The organism is Pseudomonas sp. FR229a, assembly GCF_030209115.1.
Lineage (GTDB): Bacteria > Pseudomonadota > Gammaproteobacteria > Pseudomonadales > Pseudomonadaceae > Aquipseudomonas > Aquipseudomonas moraviensis_A.
In genome coordinates, this window is record NZ_JARVSP010000021.1 from 86,331 (window position 1) to 105,353 (window position 19,023).

Consider the following 19,023-nt stretch of genomic DNA (forward strand, 5'->3'; position numbering starts at 1 on the left):
GAACATGAGCGATAACACTGTGACTCCAGCTGCCGCGACACCGGCGGCCAAACCTTCGCGGCGCTGGCCGCTGGTCGTGCTCGGGCTGTGCCTGGTGGCCGGTGTGGCGGGCGGTTTCGGCTGGCTGCTGCTCAAGCCCAAAGCGCCGCCGGCGACACTTGCCAGTGACAAGCTCGGCCTTGGCCGTCCGGACGCCTTGCTCGAAACCCGTTCACTGAGCCAGTTGCCCAAGGATCTGCTGACGGTGCCGTTTCTCAAGGCGACGCTGACTGAAGATTTCGTCTTCTATTACGAAACCCACGCCGACCGCCTCGGCCTGATCGGCAGCCTGCGCCGGATCATCTACGAGCATGACCTCAAATTGCAGGACAGCCTGATCGAGCAGCTTTTCGATCAACCGGCCGACGTTGCGCTATGGCGTGGCGCCGATGGTCGCTTGAAGGATTTCCTGCTGGTAATGGATCGTGGCGGCCTGGCCAAGTTGCTCGAGCCGTTGGCCAAGGTCGCGCTGGATGACACCCAGCTCAGCGTCTTCGGCAATCTCAAAGTCGGCAGCGACGAAGTGCCGCTGTATCAGCTCACCTACAACGCGAGCAAATCGCTGCTGTTCGCGTCCCGCGGCGACAAACTGGTGGTGTTGTCCAATCCAGCCAAGTACTACGACCCGGAAAGCGGCGTCTCGGAAGAATCGGGCCGCGTCTCCGCGCAAGCGCTGGCGGCATTGCTCAATGGCGAAAAGCTCTTCCCGGAAGCGTTCGGCCTGCCAGAGAAAAGCCCGGAAACCAAACAGCGTCTGTCCGTCAATTCCAGTGTCCTCGCCATGGGCTATCAGCGCTTCATCCCGAATTTCGCCGGGCTGCGTTTTGACATGGATGACAAGGGCTGGCACAGCTATCTGGCCATGGATGAGCTGGAAAATCAGCCGGAGTTCGATTTCAAACCGGTCTGGCAAGCGATGCCGCTGGGGGCGAGCGCTTGCGTGACCCTGCCGGTGGCCGCCGAACCGCAGAAGCCGATCCTGATCAAACTCGGCGCCGACGAAGCGGTGGCGCAAACCCTCACCGAACACGTCGCTGGCGCGGCGGGCCTGTGCTGGTACGCCGACTCGCGGCTGTACACGCCATTGCTGGTTGCCAGCCTCAAAGACGAAGACAGTAGCAAGCTTGATGGTGATCTCGGCAAACTGTTCGGTTCGATGGTCGGCGCGTTCGAAGCCAACGTCGCCGAGAAAGTATTCCCGGTGATCGACAAGCAGGAAGGCCAGAGCCATATGTGGCAGCGTCAGGTCAGTTCCAGTTTCGGTCCGTACGCGGCGAAGACCGCTGAAAACCCGGAGGCGATTTCCGGCAAGGCGTTCATGAAAGTCAGCCTCGCCCGTCATGGTTCGACGCTGCTGTTTTCTCTCGACGACAAACTCGTCGACAAAGCCCTCGGCACCCTCGACAAGCGTTTCCCGCCGATGGCCGACGTGCTGCCCAAGGATGTGCTGATGCCGATCTACTTCGGCCCCGATGCGATGGCGCAACTGATGCAGCGCGAAACCCTCGACAGCCTGCCGCAGGACATGGAACCGGTGTTCTTCAACGCTGCGCAAACCTACCTGATGCCGAAACTGCGCACCCTGGGTGGCTACGGCAAATATGCCCTGACCTTACCTGAAGGCAGCGAGCCTGACGGCCACTGGCAATGGCTGCCGCTGGAATGGAAAGCGCTGTGAGCGCACTGATCCGCAGCCTTGGCCTGCTCGCGCTGTTTCTGAGCGCAGGTGCGCGCGCAGTTGATGCGCCGGCGCTCGATCCGGCGCAATCGCAGATCTTTCGCGCCTGGTTTGTACGTATTGCTCAAGAGCAATTGAGCCAAGGCCCAAGCCCGCGCTGGTATCAGCAGGACTGTGCCGGGCTGGTGCGCTTTGCCGCCAACGAAGCGCTGAAAGTCCATGACGACAAATGGCTGCGCAGCAACGGTCTGTCCAATCGTTATCTACCGCCGGAGCTGGCGCTGAGCGACGAGCAGCGCAAGCTCGCGCAAAAGTGGCAGCAGGGCGGCGGCAAGGTCGGGCCGTACGTCAACGCGATCAAACTGATTCAGTTCAACAGCCACCTGATCAGCCGCGATGTGTCGCAGGCGCGGCCCGGTGACCTGATGTTTTTCGATCAGGGCGACGACCAGCACCTGATGATGTGGATGGGCCGCTACATCGCCTATCACACCGGCACCACCACCCCCACTGACAACGGCATGCGTTCGGCAAGCCTGCAGCAACTCATGACATGGAAGGACACCCGATGGATACCCGACGCAGCCAACCCCAACTTCATCGGCGTCTATCGACTGAACTTTCTCTCCCAATGACCGGTGCCCGCATGTTGCGTATCTGTTCGCGAATTTCCTTGCTGTTGGCGTTGCTGCTGCCGTTGACCAGCGCCAATGCCGAAGACTCGGTGGAGCCGAGCAATTACACGCCGGTGGCCGGTGAGAGTTTCTTTCTGCTGGCCGACAGCAGTTTTGCCAGCGACGAGCAGGCGATGGTCCGCCTCGAAGCACCGGGTCGTGACTACCGGCGTTTTCGCATGGAGCCGTACGGTGGCGCCGACATTCGCGTGTATCGCATCGACAAGCCGCTGGACTTCCTCAAGCGCCAGAAGAACCTGCACCGCGTCGTCAGTGACGGCCAGTTCAAGGGCGAAGGCCTGTCCAACACCCTCGCGTATCTGTGGGACAACTGGTATCGCAAATCCCGCCGGGTGATGCAGCGTGCGTTCTCTTACGAGTCGCGCAAACAGGTCACCGAAGAAGTGCCGGAGCTGAAGATGGGCGAGGCCATGGTTGCGCCGACGCCTTACGACGCGCAGCCGCAATTTGCCTTGATCCCGGGCCTGCCGGTGGTCAGCCAGTTCCGTTATCCGCTGTGGCAGGCCAAGCCGATTCAGCCGCCAGCCGGGGTCAATCTGGCCGGCTCGTCCAGCGACTTCGTCAGCGTCGCACCGGGCAACGTCTACATTCCGCTGGGTAATCTGAAGCCCGGGCTGTATCTGGTCGAAGCGTTGATCGGCAAATACCGCGCGACCACCATGGTTTTCGTCTCCAACACCGTCGCGGTGAGCAAGATTGCCGGTGATGAACTGCTGGTCTGGGCCGCCCGCAAGCATGAAGGCAGCTCGGTGGCGAAGGTCAATGTGTTGTGGACCGACGGCCTCGGCGTGATGAGCAGCGGCGCCACCGATGCCGACGGTTTGCTGCGTCTGAAACACGTCAGCCCGGAGCGTTCGTTCGTTATCGGCGAGGACGAAGAGGGCGGCGTGTTCGTCTCGGAAAACTTCTACTACGACAGCGAAATCTACGACACCAAACTCTACGCCTTCACCGACCGGCCGCTGTATCGTCCGGGCGATTGGGTGTCGCTGAAAATCGTCGGTCGCGAGTTCAAGAATGCACGGGACTCGGTGTTGCCGGGTGCGGCGGATGTCAGCGTCAGCGTGCTCGATGCCACGGGTACCGAGCTGCAGACCCTCGACCTGAAACTGGATTCCAAGGCTGGAACCCAGGGCCGCTTCCAGTTGCCGGACAACGCCGTCGCCGGCGGCTACGAGATCCGTTTCAACTACAAGGATCAGGCCTACAGCAGTGCCTTCCGTGTGGCTGAGTACATCAAACCGCACTTCGAAATTTCGCTGAATCTGGCCAAGCAGGACTACCGCACTGGCGAGCCGGTGAAAGGCAGTCTGGTGTTGCTTTATCCGGATGGTAAACCGGTGGCCAACGCCAAATTGAACCTGAGCCTGCGCGCCCAGCAACTGTCGATGGTCGACAACGAGCTGCAATACCTCGGGCAATTCCCGGTGGAGCTGACCAGTACCGAACTGACCACCGACAGCAAGGGCAACGCGACCCTCGATCTTCCGGCCGCCGACAAGCCGAGCCGCTACATGCTCACGGTGTTTGCCAGCGACGGCGCGGCGTATCGGGTCAAGACCACCAAGGAAATCCTGATCGATCGTGGCGCGGCAACTTTTCGCCTGAGTGCGCCGCAGCGTTTCAGCGCGGTCGGTGACAAGGTCGCATTCAGCTATGCCAACGAGGGGGGTGCCGAGCAAAGCAAAGCTGTGACGCCGAGCAGCTACGCCTGGGTACGCCTGGAAGACCAAAGCAGCGGCGAAGGCAAACTCGCTGCAGCTGACAAAGGTTTCAGCCTCGCTTTCGAGCGTCCGGGCACTTACAACCTGACGCTCAAGGATCAACACGGTCGCGTCCTCGGCGCCACCGGCCATTCGGTCACTGGCGACGGTGTCAAAGCGGTGCCGGGCACGGTGGAAATCGTCCTCGACAAGCCCGAGTACAAGGCCGGCGAAGAAGCGCTGGCGCTGATCACCTTTCCCGAACCGGTCACCGATGCATTGCTGTCGCTGGAGCGCGACAAGGTCGAAGCCACCGCGCTGCTGGCCAAGGGCGGTGACTGGCTGAAGCTGGAAAAACTCAGCGACACCCAATACCGCGCGCGCATTGCGGTGAAGGACAACTTCGCCCCTAACCTGACCTTCTCCGTGCTCTACACCAAGGGCGGTCAGTACAGCTTCCAGAATGCCGGGATCAAAGTGGTCGCGCCGCAAATCGACGTGGCGATCAGCACCGACAAAGCGGTGTACCTGCCGGGCGATACGGTCACGGTCGACCTGACCACGCAGTTCGCCGGCAAAGCCGTCCCGGCACACTTGACGGTCAGCGTGGTCGACGAAATGGTCTACGCGCTGCAACCAGAAGTCGCGCCGAGCATCGATCAGTTCTTCTACCACCCACGGCGCAACAATGTGCGCACCAGTGCCAGCCTGTCATTCATCAGCTATGACGTGGCGTTGCCGGGCAGCCCCGGCGCACCGGGCAAGGCCAACCGCAGCGAACGCGGCGTGAAAGTGCTGGAACGTCCACGCCGTGAAGACGTTGACACCGCGGCATGGCAGCCGGAGCTTTTGACCGGCACCGACGGCAAAACCCGTTTCACCTTCAAGATGCCGGACTCGCTGACCCGCTGGCGCATTACCGCCCGCGCCATCGCCGATGACGGTCAGGTCGGGCAGAAGAAGCAGTTTGTCCGTTCGGAAAAACCGCTGTACCTGAAGTGGAGCGGGCCGAGCAAATTCCGCAAGGGCGATCAGCCGCAACTGGGTGTGTTTGCGTTCAGTCAGGCAGAGAAACCGGTCAAGGCTGAACTGGTCACGCACTATGCCGGCGCCGAACAGCGCTTACCGGTGACCCTGAACAGCGGCATCAATTATTTGCCGCTGCCGGCGTTTGCCTTGGCCTCGGGCGAGTGGATGGCGGAGCTGGTGCAGGACGGCAAAGTCGCCGATGCCCTGGCTGTACGCTTGAGTGCAACCGGTGAAGGCTGGCAAGTCACGCAGACGCAAAGCCTCAATGTGGTCAGCGGTGACACTCCGTTGAGTTTGCCCGCTGATGCCACGGATATTCGTCTGCGGCTGGATGACAGTCCGCAAGCGCTGTTCCGTTCGGCCCTCGACGATCTGCTCAGCTACCCGTACGGCGGCGTCGAGCAGACCGCCAGTCGCCTGTTGCCGCTAAGCATCGCTTATCCATCGCTGGCCTCGAACCCGCAGACTCGCGATCGCTTGCGGCTGATCATGCAGAACAGCCGCCTGCGTCTGGTGCAAATGGCCGGGCCGTCGGCGAGCTTCACTTGGTGGGGCTACGACGGCGAGCCGGATGCATTCCTCACCGCCTATGCCTATTACGCCGACTGGAATGCCAGCCGCGTACTCGACCTGACCCTGCCGCCGGAGCACTGGCAGCGGGTGCTGGAGGTTTACGCCAAGCAGGCACCGAACACGCCGTTGTTGCAACGCGCGTTGATTCTGTCGTTCGCCAGGCAGATGCAGTTGCCGGTGACCACGCTGCTCAGCGGTTTGATCGACGATCTGGCCAGGGCGGGTGAAGGCCGTGCCGAAACCTTGCTCGACGACGGCGAGGACAGTCTGGTGATGAGCGATCCGGATTCGGCGCTGGGTCTGGCAGCGGCGCGGGTGCTCGCCGCATCGTTGGCCACACAGTCGAAAGTCGCTTTGCCGGAGGCGTTCAATCGTCAACTGGGCGCGGCGCAACAACGTCTGGCGACCAGGTCGCAGCCTTTTGTAGAAGCACTGAACCTGTCACTGCAGCCGTTCGATCAAGCTCGCGCGACGGCGTTGCTGCAACGCTTGCTGACACAGCAATCGACGCTGGAACGTGCACTGGCGCTGACCTGGCTGCAACGCAGCATCGCCCAGGCGTCACCGACCATCGCGTTGATGCCCGGTGAAGGCTGGAAGAAAAACTACGGCGCCAGCGGCGAGATGTACTGGACATGGCAAGGCGCGACGCCGCTGCCGAGTGTGCTGAGCGTGTCCGGCACGCAAGAGCGGCCGTTGCGTGCCGCGCTGAGTTTCCAGACTCAGCAGCCGCAGGTCGATCCGATGGCCGTGACCATCACCCGGCGCCTGTCACGACTGGTGCCGGGCGACGAAGCGTTCACCTTCAAACTTGAGCCGGTCGGCACGAAGCCTCTGTCCAGCGCCAGCCTCTATCTGGACGAGGTGATTCTCACCAGTAAAGCGCCGAAACCGCTGCGCTACGGCATGCTTGAAGTGCCGCTGCCACCGGGCGCCGATGTGGAACGCACGACGTGGGGCATCAAGTTGCAGGGCCAGGACGGCACCGAGCCGACCGCGCTGGAGAAGGCGCGCTTTGAACCGGGTCAGTTGGCTTATGCGGTGCCGGTCGATGCATTGAGCGGCGAGTTGCGCCTGCGTCATCTGGTGCGCTTCTCGCAGAAGGGCCAGTTCAACCTGCCGCCGGTACGCTTCAAGCAAGTCTATGCGCCGCAGCATCAGGCCCAGGAAGCGAAAGCCGCCCTCGGTCAGGTCACGGTCAACTGACATGCCCCGGCCGCTGCTGTGGCTGCTGATGTGTGTGATGCCTGCGCTGGCAACGGCGCAGGACGAGCCGTTGCGCGTGGCGTACAAGGGCGAGTTGTTGTCGTTGAGTCAGACGCAACTGATCAAGCGCGAACCGTTGCCGTCATCGCTGGATACGCCGTTGGGCAGTCTGTGGAAATTGTTCGTCTACGCGTGGCTGGTGGACACCGGCGCGCGGGAACCAGCGTATGAATGTCGCGGGCAGTTGAAGGAAGAGGTTTATTGCTGTGCGGCGGGCGGCAGGATCGAGCGGGATCAGGCGCTGGTGAAATCCTGCGGATTGTATTTCGAACCCGCACGGTTGGGCATTGCAGCGGCGGATTGGCGTGAGTATTGGCAGGCTCGGCAGGCGCCGTCGTGGTTGCTCGACTTGCCATCGGTGCAACCGGCGCAGCGGGTTTACGTGGCTGAATTGCTGAAAGTTCTGGCCGCTTTGCCTGCTCAGGATCAGATGCGCCGGGTGTTGCTCGATGTCGTGCTGAACGCGGCGGACGGCAATGTCGTCGGCGAGTTGGGCGGGCGTCTGCGGGTGAAAACCTGGAGCTGGCTCGGCGACCAGGATGCGCAATCGCGACAAGGCGGATTCGCTGGCTGGACCACCGATGGTGCGCCGGTCTGGGCGGGTGGGCGCGGCACCAGTCAGATGGTCCTACGTCACTACGGCCAAGCGTTGGCCAGCGTATTGCCGACGGCTTGGCCGGTGGACGCAGGCCGTTGTGTGGAAGTCGGGCTGTTTTCGAAATACCCGGTTTCGAAAGTTCTGGCGGGGGATCGCGTTGCCACGTCCGGGCCATTGCGCGGCGACTACCGCGTCGAATTCGCCAACGGCAACGCACTGGATATCCACAGCGACGGCGAACTGTTTCTGCTCAATGACAAACTCGTCGCAAGGCTTGATCGCGAAGAATATGTCGCCCGTGTCCTTGAGCGCGAAGCCAGACCGGAACCTGCCGAAGCCGCCAAGGCGCTGGCCGTAGCGATCCGCACTTATCTGCTGCAAAACGCCACGCGCAACGGCGACTGCCTGAGCATCGACGATAGCAGCAATCGCCAGCGCGTCGCCCCGCGTCCAGCCTCTGCCGAATCACGCAACATCGCGGCGTGGACGGCGGATCTGGTACTGGCCGGCAGCACCGTCACCTATCACTCCGACCAGCCCGGCCCGGACAAGCTCGCCTGGCAGCAAGCCGTCGAGCAAGCGAACGCCGGCCAGCGCTACGACGCGATTCTGCTGCACGCCTATCCACGCGCCAGTCTCAGCCGCTGGGACAACCCGGTCGCCTCCTGCGAAGCATTACCCGCCGCGCAAAACTGGCTGCAAAAGCAGCGACGCGGCTGGCGTCCGAGGCTCGAAAGCGAAACCGGCTACAACGAAGTCAGCACTTTCGCCGTTTGCAAACTCGCCTTCGGCCGGCCCTTCGTCGACCGCGAACGCCAGCGCATCTACGTTCGCGGCGTACTGACCTTGCAGGATCGTCTCGACCTGACCCACGAATATCTGCACCTGGCCTTCGAAGCACACCCAAACGGCCAGGACGAAACCTACATCGAAGGGCTCGCCCGTCACCTTTTGCTGGAATAGACCATGACACTCCGTTATCCACAGGTCTTGCTGCTGCTCTGTGCCCTCAATGTGCTGCCGCAGGCCTACGCCGCCGATGGCGTGAAACTCGACACCCCGGTCGGCGGCTGGCGCAGCGGCGCACCGCAAGGCGAGGGCGAAAGCTTCCGCCAGACCGTCAACTACCCGGCCTCATCGGTCAACACACCGCTTGGCCAGGCCAATACCGCCAGAATCAGCGGCCAGATCAAAGCCGTGCCGAAGAACAACGAACCCGGACGCCTGATCGTCAATGGCGTCAGCATGCCACTGAAAATCGACCCGACCGGCGGCTTCGACCGCCCGTTCTCCTTCCCCAACGGCAGCAACAGCGTCGAAGTCCGCAGCGCCGACGGCCAGCAACGCCGCCGCACGCAATTCCTCAATGCCCGCGGCGGCGCCACCCCGGCGAAACTGCGCGTGCTGCTGGCCTGGGACAGCGACGGCACCGACCTCGACCTGCACCTGATCACCCCCGATGGCGCCCACATCTGGTACGGCAATCGCACTGCCGCCAACGGCGCCACCCTCGACGTTGACGTCACCACCGGCTACGGCCCGGAAATCGCCGCCATGCCCGCGCCGATCAAAGGGCAATATCTGGTCTACGTGAATTATTACGGCGGCGGGTATCGCGGGGATGACGAGGGCGGGGATGAAGCGGTGCAGGCGCTGACGACCGCGCAGGTGACGGTGATTACTGAAGAAGGCACGCCGAGCGAGAAGATGGAAACGTTTGTAGTGCCGATGCGGACGGCGGGGGAGTTGACGTTGGTGAAGTCGTTTAGTTATCCCTGAGGGTGCCGAGCTGTTTTGAACCGTGGGTTAACGAAACGCAGCACTGAATTTCTGAGTTGGGGTGATCCTGATAGTTTTAAAAAAAGCTCGACCACTAAGGATTTCTTAGTAGTTCGCCGAGGAGGTTCACGCCAGGTAGAGCGCAACCTCAAGCACTAGGTGTCCTCACGACTTTCTGTTGCTCTCCATGCTGACTGCGCTGGCGCCGGCTAATGCCGCCGGCAGCAAAGGTTCAGTAATCCATGAGCCTCGGCTAATTGGGAAAAACGCCACAAAGCGCATTGCCCTGATAACCATGAACAAGCGGCCCCAGCATCATGAACGGGCCGCAGGCGTAGAACGGCGACGGCACCGTTTGTTTTGAATAGAGCAAAACGATTTCATTGCCCGACTCGTCACTGCCTAAAGACTGCTCGGAGTACGACGCACACACAGGCAAATTCAACGGAACAGGGATGATCAACGCCCAAACTGTGATGCCACACCATTCACGGGTAGGCGCTGATTGTGCGGTTCGGGTAATCGCTGGCGTGAGCGAACGAGCGCTTAGAGCTTTGTACTCGTCAGTTCTGAGTGTGGTTTTCTCAGGCAAAGCCACGATGGCACCGACGCAGCCGGATAGGCACAGGCCTAAAACAGCGATGAGGATGATCGACTCAAAAGGGGCCTGGCGAGATGCGAAACGCATGTTTTGACTTCCTTGTACGCGTTGTGACTTTCTACAATGATCAACGCTTTGCACCTCGGCGGCGTGCGTCCGGCAAATGGGAGGTTTCGAAATCAGGTCCGGGATGTCAAGCGATCTTGCGCAACCTCGTAGGCTGCCTCCCGCTCACGTTTGCCTATGGCGACCACGAACACCAGGATTTCGTGATCAAGTACCTGATAGATCAAGCGATAACCGGCGCTTTTCAATTTCACTTTATAGCAGTCTGGTAGCTCGCGAAGCCGATTGGCTTCGATTCGAGGGTTCTCCAAGACCTCAGCCAGTTTTTTTTTGAACTGTTGGCGGACCGTATCGCCCAGCTTGTTCCACTCTTTTAACGCACGTCGATCAAACTCAAGCTCATAAGTCATCCAGACTCACCTTGATCCGCTGAGGGGATGCGAGGCGTTCGGTGACCACGGCAATCAGCGCTTCATCTTCTTCACTGAGCAGCGCCGCTTTGAAGGGTAACTTGCCCCGCTCTGCTACATATTGGAGGGTTTGGCGCAGAAGCTCCGACGGCGTGACGCCGAGCTTTTCGAGTTCGGCGAAGGAGCGCTGTTTCAGATCATCATCGATGCGGATGTTGATGGAAGCCATGATGGGATACCTGTAATGACGGTTGTCGTTACGGTAACAAGAGGATCGCGTTCTCGACAAGTGAGAATTCAAGTTCCGGACGGTAGGCGTAGCCTTTTCGCAGACATTAAAAAGCCGGCTTGTGGCCGGCTTCTCGGGGACTGGCTTGGTTTATTTTTGGTAAACCGCGCCAGCCTTCAAAACGTACATCCGGATCTGCGTCCGGCTGTGGGACTTGGTCAGACGTTGGTCTGCTGCGTCGGGCGTCATCCGAGCCGCTGGGCGGGTCGATGCGCGAATGTGGGGCGCAGGATACTGAGTTTTGCTTGGGATTCCCAGCCTCAAGTGCCGTTTAGAGCGATTGAAGCGGTACAAACTCGGGATTTGTACCGGTTATCAGGGCCCTCTTCGCGAGCAGGCTCGCTCCCACAGGTTCTGCGTAAAAATCGAGATCGGCGCACGCATCACAGAAACGGCACCACCGGCCTGCGCTTGCCCAATGTCGACCACCAGAATACCCAGCCAAGAATGTGAATCCGCTGCTCTTCGATCTGCGCCGGCCGGAAAACCTCGTCGGGGTATTCGGCGCTGTTGTGGCTACGCATGCGCAGGCCGTTGCCGGGCATGCGGTGCAGGTATTTGATGCGCAGCATGCCGTCGTGTTCGATGGCGTAGATTTCGCCGTCGACGACCTGGGTCAGGCCGCGGTCGATGGCGACAATGGAGCCGTCTTCGATGCGTTCGGCCATGCTGTTGCCGATCATGTGCGCGCAGATGGCGTTGGCGTGCTCGATGTCGAGTTGATCGAGGTGGGCGCGGGGCAGGCGCAGGGATTGATCGGGGTCGAGGATGACGTGGGTTTTGCCGTCGCCATTGGCGATCGGAGTTTCCTTGAAAAACGCCAGGTCGATGTCGCTGGGATTGATGACGGTGTAGACGCCGCAGATCGACTGGGCATCGAACGTGTCGCCATTGCTGGCGGGCGGGTGCAGGCGTGGGACCTCCTTGACGCCTTCCCCGGTTTTCAGCCATTCACTATTGACCGACAACAGGCGTGAGACTTCTTCCATGCGATACGCCGGGACGCCCCGGGTGTACCAGTTATGAACGTTTTGGGCTTCCGTGCCCCAGAACCTTGCGAAATCCGTGGTGCTGATGTTCGCTGCTTCCAGGAGTGCCTTGAATCGTGGACCGCTAGTGTTCTTTCTCATAAACACGGAGTCTACGGCCGGACTAGAGCGGTTTGAATAAACCGGGCGTTCAAAAAAAGCCTGTATTTTGCGACGGGATGTAAGACGCGCTTGTGGGAAATTAAACAGATTAAAACTGCATGTAGGAATTTAAACGGTTTGTTTAATCTGGCTTTTTCAAGAGCCCCTCACCCCAGCCCTCTCCCGGAGGGAGAGGGGGCCGACCAGAGTGTATTTCGAGTTACATCGACTTGAAGAACCGAGTCGATTATGCAGACGCCGATAACCAAAAACCCCGGAAGTCCGGGGTTTTTTTCAAGCTTCACGCAAAGCGCAATGGCTTAGCCCTTGTAGGCGGCAACCGACTTGGTGATCGCTTCGCGGGCGGCGTCTGCGCCGGCCCAGCCTTCGATCTTGACCCACTTGCCTTTCTCGAGATCCTTGTAGTTCGCGAAGAAGTGCTCGATCTGCTGGATCAGCAGGGGTGGCAGGTCAGTGTATTCCTTCACGTCGACGTACAGCTGCGACAGCTTGTCGTGTGGCACTGCGATGACTTTGGCATCGCCGCCGCCGTCGTCGGTCATGTTCAGGATGCCGACCGGACGGGCGCGGATGACCGAGCCTGGCGCTACCGGGTAAGGAGTCACGACCAGCACGTCGAGGGGGTCACCGTCGTCAGCCAGGGTGTTCGGGATGTAACCGTAGTTGGCCGGGTAGAACATTGGGGTGGCCATGAAACGGTCAACGAACAGGCAATCGCTGTCTTTGTCGATTTCGTACTTGATCGGCGCGTGGTTGGCCGGGATCTCGATCGCGACGTAGATGTCGTTCGGCAGGTCTTTGCCAGCCGGAATCTTGCTGTAGCTCATTGGGCGTTGCCCCCGTAGTTGACCAAAAACACTTGGCCGGATTGACCAAAAAGTGGCGGCGATTATAGGCACATTCCTACGCCGACGCCACGTACCAGAAGTCGTGCAGAGCTTAGTCGTGCGCCTGATAGACCGGGTCCGTGGCCTGAAGTTGCCGCAGTCTGCCCAACGGATCCTGCCGGTAGAAAAGCTGCAGCTGCAAGTAGACCTGTGGATAAGCCTCGTGGAGCAGATCCGGGGCGCTGAAGAAGTATTCGCTGGTGACGGCGAAGAACTCCGCCGGGTTCTCGGCGGCATAGGGATCGATGGCGGTTTCGGCGTCGGGATCGTGGTCGAGCTGGCGGTTGAGGTCGTCGTAAGCGGCCTGCATCACCGCGGCCCAGTCGCTGACGCGCATATCGGCATGCAACGGCGGCAGGCCGTTGGCGTCGCCGTTGAGCATATCGAGCTTGTGCGCCAGTTCGTGGATCACCAGGTTGTAGCCTTCCCAGCCACCGCTGGCCTGTACGCCGGGCCAGGCGAGAATTACCGGCCCCTGCTGCCAGGCTTCACCGCTGTGTTCGCCGTCCCACTCATGCTCGACGCCGCTGGCATCGCGATGGCGTTGCGGGCTGAGGAAGTCGTCCGGGTACAGCACGATCTCGTGAAACCCCTGATACCAGTTCAGGTCACCGAGATGCAGCAGCGGCAACTGTGCTTGCGCGGCGAGCAGCAGGCGTTGCTCCTGATGCAGTTCGACACCGGGCAGGGCGGTCAGGCGTTTGTCGTCGAGAAACAGCACGCAGGCTTCGCGCAACCACTGGTCTTCAGCAGCGCTGATGCCGTCGAGAAAGGAGAGCTGATGGCGCACCCGTTGCCACAGGTCGTTGGCAATCGGGTGCCTGGCGAGGATGCGCCGGCGACGCCAGGCGCTCAGTGACCACATCGGATCAGTGTGATTGCACTTTGGTGCCGCCGAAACGGCTGCGCACCACGCCGATGATCATCGGCACCAGCGACAGCAGGATGATGGCCACCACCAGCAACGAGAGATTTTTCTTGATGAACGGCACGTTGCCGAAGAAGTAACCGAGCGTGACCAGACCGCCGACCCAGAGGATGGTGCCGAGCACGCTGAAGCCGAAGAACCGCGGGTACGGCATCCGCGCCACACCGGCCACGAACGGCGCGAAGGTGCGGATGATCGGCAGGAAGCGCGCCATGGTCACGGTCTTGCCGCCGTGCTTGTCGTAGAAATCGTGGGTTTTTTGCAGGTAATCGCGGCGGAAGATCTTCGAATTGGGGTTGCTGAACAACTTCTCCCCAGCCGTGCGTCCGATCACATAGTTGGTGCTGTCGCCCATGATCGCCGCCAGCATCAGCAGGCCGCCAAGCAACACCGGATCCATGCCGCCGCCGGCTGCCACCGCGCCAGCGATGAACAGCAGCGAGTCGCCCGGCAGGAACGGCATCACCACCAACCCGGTTTCACAGAAGATCACCAGAAACAGGATGGCGTAGATCCATGGCCCATAGTTGTTCACCAGCAAATCGAGGTACACATCGAGATGCAGGATAAGGTCGAGCGGGTTGAAATCCATGGGGGCACCTGTATGACGGCCCGACTCGGCAGGCCTGTGCGGTTGACTTCGTGTAAGCCTACAGCGGGGTGTAGTTTTTCTTACAAGCCGGAAAGATCGGGATTATACGGTCTGACCGCTGAAAAGCGCGCCGGTTTTGTAGCGGGGAGTGTCGTGGTGTGAACAATTGTCAGCCCTGAAAAGATCGCAGCCTTCGGCAGATCCTGCAATTGGAGCGCGTTGCGCTGCAGGAGCTGCCGAAGGCTGCGATCTTTTGCGGTCAGAGCTCGTCGCTGATCGGCAGCACGTAGTTCTTGAACTCGGTGTCTTCCTTGAAACCGATGGATTCGTAGGTTTTCTGCGCCACTTCGTTGTCTGCGCTGGTCGAGACGCGCATGCGCACGGCCTGGGTTTCCTTGGCCATTTTCTTCGCGGTGCGGATCAGGTTGTCGGCCACCAGTTGCCGGCGCGCGTCTTCAGCGACGTAGATATCGTTGAGAATCCACACGCGTTTGAGCGACAGCGACGAGAAGCTCGGATAGAGCTGGCAGAAACCCATGAGTTTCCTGTCGTCATCGTCGGCCAGGGCCAGATAGATCACCGACTCTTTGCGGCGCAGGCGTTTTTCGAGAAACGCCCGGGAGGAATCCGGGTAAGGCAGGGAGCCGTAGAACTCGCGATATTTGACGAACAAAGGAGTCAGCAAATCCAGATGTTCGAGGGTCGCTTGAATTATCCGCATGATAGGTCTCGTCTTCAAGTGGCTGTCTTCAACTGCTCTGACGGCGATGGGAAACCCGCGCGGCCGTGCGTCGATCCTGCCTGAAAGCAGCGCAGAATGGCAATGCGGAAACGGTTCAGGCTGGCGGCGGATCGAGCAGGAAATTACCTTTCATTTCGACAGTGTCATCCGTCTCCAATGTATGAAGCTGGGCTTCGTCCTTCAAATTGACTCCCGATAGCTGCCGACGGCAGGCTTCGCGCATCAGATACAGCAAGCGATGCGCCGCCATGCCGTAGCTCAAGCCTTCAAGACGAACATTGGAAATGCAATTGCGATACGCGTCGGTCAGACCGACCTTCGGCGCGTAGGTGAAATACAGCCCAAGGCTGTCCGGCGAACTCAGGCCCGGGCGCTCGCCGATCAGCATCACCAGCATTTTCGCCCCGAGCAACTGGCCGATCTCGTCTCCGATGGCGACGCGACCCTGTTCGACCAGCACCACGGGGGCCACCGACCAGCCGTCGCCGCTCATCTGTTCTTCCAGCCGCGTCAGAAATGGAAGCGTGTGCCGATGCACCGCCAGCGCCGACAGGCCATCCGCGACGACTATCACCAGATCGACGCCGCCCGGGTGAGCGCTGGCGTAACCGCGTAAGGCTTGCGCTGATTCATCGTTGAGTTTGCGTCCCAGATCCGGGCGTTGCAGGTAACTGTCACGATCGGGCGCGGCGCTGTGCAGCAGCAGGGTTTCCCGCCCGCGCTCGCTGAGCTGGCTGCTGATCTCGGCATGGTCGAAGGCCAGATGCACGGCATCACGGGCCTGTGCGTGGGCAAACTGAAAATCCAGTTGCGCCCGCGTCGGCAGGCTGGTGCCGGTGCGGCCCAAGGCAATCCGCGCCGGGGTCAGGCGACGCAGTTCCAGCCAGGGGTTTTGCGGATCGACCGGTGGTTTTTCCATAAGATTCATCCCAAGTGCGCCAAGGCTTGGCGGAAGGCCGGCGGCAGGTTGTTGCCGAAGCGAACCTTGCCGTCCGCCTGGGTGAAGATGCCCATGTTGGCCAGCCATTGCTCGAACTCCGGCGCCGGTTTCAGGCCCAGGGTCTGGCGGGCGTACAAGGCGTCGTGAAACGAAGTGGTCTGGTAATTGAGCATGATGTCGTCGGAGCCGGGGATGCCCATGATGAAGTTGATCCCGGCGACGCCGAGCAACGTCAGCAGGGTGTCCATGTCGTCCTGATCGGCTTCGGCATGGTTGGTGTAGCAGATGTCGCAGCCCATCGGCACGCCGAGCAACTTGCCGCAGAAGTGATCTTCGAGGCCGGCGCGGATGATCTGTTTGCCGTTGTACAGATATTCCGGGCCGATAAATCCTACGACGGTGTTCACCAGGAACGGCTTGAAATGTCGCGCCACGGCGTAGGCTCTCGTCTCGCAGGTCTGTTGATCGACGCCGTGATGGGCATTGGCTGACAGCGCGCTGCCCTGACCGGTTTCGAAATACATCAGGTTCTGCCCGAGGGTGCCGCGCTTGAGGCTCAGGCCAGCATCGTAGCCTTCCTGCAAGACGTTGAGGTTGATGCCGAAACTGGCATTGGCGGCTTCGGTGCCGGCAATCGACTGGAACACCAGATCCAATGGCACGCCACGATTGATCGCCTCGATCGAGGTGGTGACGTGGGTCAGTACGCAGGCCTGGGTCGGGATGTCGTAGCGCTGGATGATCGCGTCGAGCATCTCCAGCATCGCGCAGATCGAAGCGATGCTGTCGGTGGCCGGGTTGACGCCGATCATCGCATCGCCGTTGCCGTAGAGCAGACCGTCGAGAATGCTCGCGGCGATACCGGACGGCTCGTCAGTCGGGTGGTTGGGTTGCAGGCGGGTCGACAAGCGCCCGCGCAAACCGAGGGTGCCGCGAAATTTCGTCACCACACGGATTTTCTGCGCCACCAGCACCAGGTCCTGCACGCGCATGATTTTCGACACGGCGGCGACCATCTCCGGGGTCAGGCCGGGGGCGAGGGCGCGCAGGCTGGTTTCGTCAGCGGCATCGCTGAGCAGCCAGTCGCGAAAGCCGCCGACGGTGAGGTGGCTGACCACGGCGAAGGCCTGTGCGTCGTGGGTGTCGATGATCAGCCGGGTGACTTCATCGGCTTCGTAAGGAATCAGCGCTTCCTGCAGAAAGTGCGTGAGCGGGATGTCCGCCAGCGCCATTTGCGCGGCCACCCGTTCGCCGTCGTTGAGCGCGGCGATCTCGGCAAGGAAATCCCCCGAGCGGGCGGGGCTGGCCTTCGCCATGACGTCTTTGAGGCTGTCGAAGCGGTAAGTCTGCGCGCCGACCGTGTGAGCAAAACTGGCCATTCAGCGTTCTCCGTGACGGCGCAGAACAGCTCTGCGCCGTGGTTTTCGACAATCAGTGCAAGGCTTGTTCAGCTTTTTGAATCGCCGCGAATTCTTCTTCCGGCGTGCCTGCTACCAAGTGATGCCGACTGTAGAAAGCAAAGTAAGCAATTAACACTCCATAGATGATCGCCGCGCCGATCACCACACGTGGATCGACGAGGAACCCCGCCACCACGGCGAGGCAGGCCAGCATCAGCGCGACACCCGAGGTGAAAATGCCGCCCGGCGTACGGTACGGTCGGTCCATTTTGGGGCGGCGGATGCGCAAGGTGATGTGCGCGGCCATCATCAGCACATAGGAAATGGTAGCGCCGAACACCGCGACCAGAATCAGCAGGTCGCCCTGACCGGTCAGCGACAGACCAAAGCCGATGATGCCGGGAATCACCAGCGCCAGCACCGGCGCTTTGCTCTTGTTGGTCTGCGACAGTTTGCGCGGCAGGTAACCGGCCCGCGACAGCGCGAAGATCTGCCGCGAGTAGGCGTAGATGATCGAGAAGAAACTGGCGATCAGCCCGGCCAGACCGACGAGATTGACGAAGCTGCCCATCCAGGTCGAGCCGCCGTAGGCTCTACTCAGCGCCTCGACCAGCGGGTTGCCTGAGGTCAGCAACGAGTTGGCACCCGCGCCGCCGGGGCCGACGATCAGGATCAGCAGAGCGAACATCAGCAACACCAGCATCGCCCCGATCAGACCGCGCGGCAGGTCGCGCTTGGGATTTTTGGTTTCTTCGGCTGCCAGCGGCACGCCTTCGACAGCGAGGAAAAACCAGATTGCATAGGGAATCGCCGCCCACACGCCGACATAACCGAACGGCAGAAACGGACTGGCACCGACCGCGGTGGTCACCGGGATGTCGAGTAGGTTGGCAACGTCGAAGTGCGGCACCATCGCCACCAGAAACACCCCCAGCGCCAACGCGGCGACGGCGGTGATGATGAACATCAGTTTGAGCGCTTCACCGACCCCGAAAATATGGATGGCGATGAAGATGATGTAGAACGCCAGATAGATCATCCAGCCGCCAATGCCGAACAGCGACTCGCAGTAGGCACCGATAAACACCGCGATGGCGGCGGGGGCGATGGCGTATTCGATAAGGATCGCCGTGCCGGTGAGAAATCCGCCCCATGGCCCGAACGCACTGCGGGCGAAACCGTAGCCGCCGCCGGCGGTAGGAATCATCGAGGACAGTTCGGCCAGGGAAAAGCACATGCACAGGTACATGGTCGCCATCAGCAGTGTGGCGAGAAACATGCCGCCCCAGCCACCCTGGGCAAGGCCGAAGTTCCAGCCGGCGTAGTCGCCGGAAATCACATAGGCGACGCCGAGGCCGACGAGCAGGACCCAGCCGGCGGCGCCTTGTTTCAGTTCGCGTTGTTGGAAATAGTCGGAGCCGACTTTTTCGAAGTCGACGGAGGAGCCGGTCGCCGGAGCGCCGGTCGGGGATTCGCTTGGCATAGGGTTCACCTTTCTTATTGTTTTATAGGCCCGGCTACAGCCAAGCCATTGGGTTGAATGGCACAACGCTTTCGCGAGCAGGCTCGCTCCCACAGGGGATTGCGTACGACCATAAATCACCTGTGGGAGCGAGCCTGCTCGCGAAGACAATCCAGAGGGCGAAGCAGGAACACC

Annotated in this window: 16 protein-coding genes; 5 read left to right on the forward strand and 11 right to left on the reverse strand. The window is 60.9% G+C overall.

Annotated features, from left to right (window positions below; all coding sequences use genetic code 11):
* Nucleotides 1-4: 4 nt before the first annotated feature.
* Genes QRN33_RS16830 through QRN33_RS16850 form a run of 5 tightly spaced genes read left to right on the forward strand, consistent with a single transcriptional unit; the run spans nt 5 to nt 9,360 of the window.
* Entirely contained in the window at nt 5-1,717 is a 1,713-nt protein-coding gene (locus tag QRN33_RS16830; RefSeq protein ID WP_285409389.1) for a DUF2138 domain-containing protein, read from the forward strand.
* On the forward strand, nt 1,702-2,352 hold the full coding sequence (locus QRN33_RS16835; protein ID WP_285409390.1) for a DUF1175 domain-containing protein: 651 nt from the start codon (nt 1,702-1,704) through the stop codon (nt 2,350-2,352). Before QRN33_RS16830 ends, QRN33_RS16835 begins: the two co-directional genes overlap by 16 nt.
* Nucleotides 2,349-6,923, forward strand: a complete 4,575-nt coding sequence (locus QRN33_RS16840; RefSeq protein ID WP_285409391.1) for an alpha-2-macroglobulin family protein — start codon at nt 2,349-2,351, stop codon at nt 6,921-6,923. The genes QRN33_RS16835 and QRN33_RS16840 overlap by 4 nt, the downstream gene beginning before the upstream one ends.
* A 1-nt stretch (nt 6,924) precedes the next feature.
* Nucleotides 6,925-8,544: a DUF2300 domain-containing protein gene (locus tag QRN33_RS16845; protein WP_285409392.1), complete on the forward strand. Its 1,620-nt coding sequence runs from the start codon at nt 6,925-6,927 to the stop codon at nt 8,542-8,544.
* A 3-nt stretch (nt 8,545-8,547) separates the two neighbouring features.
* Nucleotides 8,548-9,360, forward strand: coding sequence for a YfaP family protein (locus QRN33_RS16850; RefSeq protein ID WP_285409393.1), 813 nt, complete (start codon nt 8,548-8,550; stop codon nt 9,358-9,360).
* 253 nt (nt 9,361-9,613) lie between these two features.
* Here the strand turns inward: QRN33_RS16850 and QRN33_RS16855 are convergent, their stop codons facing one another.
* From QRN33_RS16855 to eat, 11 genes are all read right to left on the reverse strand, one after another.
* Nucleotides 9,614-10,048, reverse strand: coding sequence for a hypothetical protein (locus QRN33_RS16855; RefSeq protein ID WP_285409394.1), 435 nt, complete (start codon nt 10,046-10,048; stop codon nt 9,614-9,616).
* Between the two features lie 92 nt (nt 10,049-10,140).
* Nucleotides 10,141-10,437, reverse strand: coding sequence for a type II toxin-antitoxin system RelE family toxin (locus QRN33_RS16860; protein ID WP_123420056.1), 297 nt, complete (start codon nt 10,435-10,437; stop codon nt 10,141-10,143).
* On the reverse strand, nt 10,427-10,666 hold the full coding sequence (locus QRN33_RS16865; protein ID WP_116658435.1) for a type II toxin-antitoxin system RelB/DinJ family antitoxin: 240 nt from the start codon (nt 10,664-10,666) through the stop codon (nt 10,427-10,429). The genes QRN33_RS16860 and QRN33_RS16865 overlap by 11 nt, the downstream gene beginning before the upstream one ends.
* 443 nt (nt 10,667-11,109) lie before the next feature.
* The gene (locus QRN33_RS16870; protein ID WP_285409395.1) at nt 11,110-11,856 is read right to left on the reverse strand and encodes a S24 family peptidase; all 747 of its coding nucleotides are present in this window, start codon (nt 11,854-11,856) and stop codon (nt 11,110-11,112) included.
* 320 nt (nt 11,857-12,176) lie between these two features.
* Entirely contained in the window at nt 12,177-12,704 is a 528-nt protein-coding gene (gene ppa, locus QRN33_RS16875; RefSeq protein WP_003205933.1) for an inorganic diphosphatase, read from the reverse strand.
* A 112-nt stretch (nt 12,705-12,816) separates the two neighbouring features.
* On the reverse strand, nt 12,817-13,629 hold the full coding sequence (locus QRN33_RS16880; RefSeq protein ID WP_042610603.1) for a M90 family metallopeptidase: 813 nt from the start codon (nt 13,627-13,629) through the stop codon (nt 12,817-12,819).
* Nucleotides 13,630-13,633: 4 nt separating this feature from the next.
* Nucleotides 13,634-14,284: a DedA family protein gene (locus QRN33_RS16885; protein ID WP_016773001.1), complete on the reverse strand. Its 651-nt coding sequence runs from the start codon at nt 14,282-14,284 to the stop codon at nt 13,634-13,636.
* Nucleotides 14,285-14,543: 259 nt separating this feature from the next.
* Nucleotides 14,544-15,005: a GNAT family N-acetyltransferase gene (locus tag QRN33_RS16890; RefSeq protein WP_042610602.1), complete on the reverse strand. Its 462-nt coding sequence runs from the start codon at nt 15,003-15,005 to the stop codon at nt 14,544-14,546.
* A gap of 115 nt (nt 15,006-15,120) precedes the next feature.
* On the reverse strand, nt 15,121-15,954 hold the full coding sequence (gene eutC, locus QRN33_RS16895; RefSeq protein WP_502944991.1) for an ethanolamine ammonia-lyase subunit EutC: 834 nt from the start codon (nt 15,952-15,954) through the stop codon (nt 15,121-15,123).
* Nucleotides 15,951-17,345 carry an ethanolamine ammonia-lyase subunit EutB gene (locus QRN33_RS16900; RefSeq protein ID WP_123420054.1) on the reverse strand — a complete coding sequence of 465 codons (1,395 nt, stop codon included), beginning with the start codon at nt 17,343-17,345 and terminating at the stop codon, nt 15,951-15,953. Before QRN33_RS16900 ends, eutC begins: the two co-directional genes overlap by 4 nt.
* Nucleotides 17,346-17,397: 52 nt before the next feature.
* Nucleotides 17,398-18,849 carry an ethanolamine permease gene (eat, locus tag QRN33_RS16905; RefSeq protein WP_285409397.1) on the reverse strand — a complete coding sequence of 484 codons (1,452 nt, stop codon included), beginning with the start codon at nt 18,847-18,849 and terminating at the stop codon, nt 17,398-17,400.
* Nucleotides 18,850-19,023: the final 174 nt, after the last annotated feature.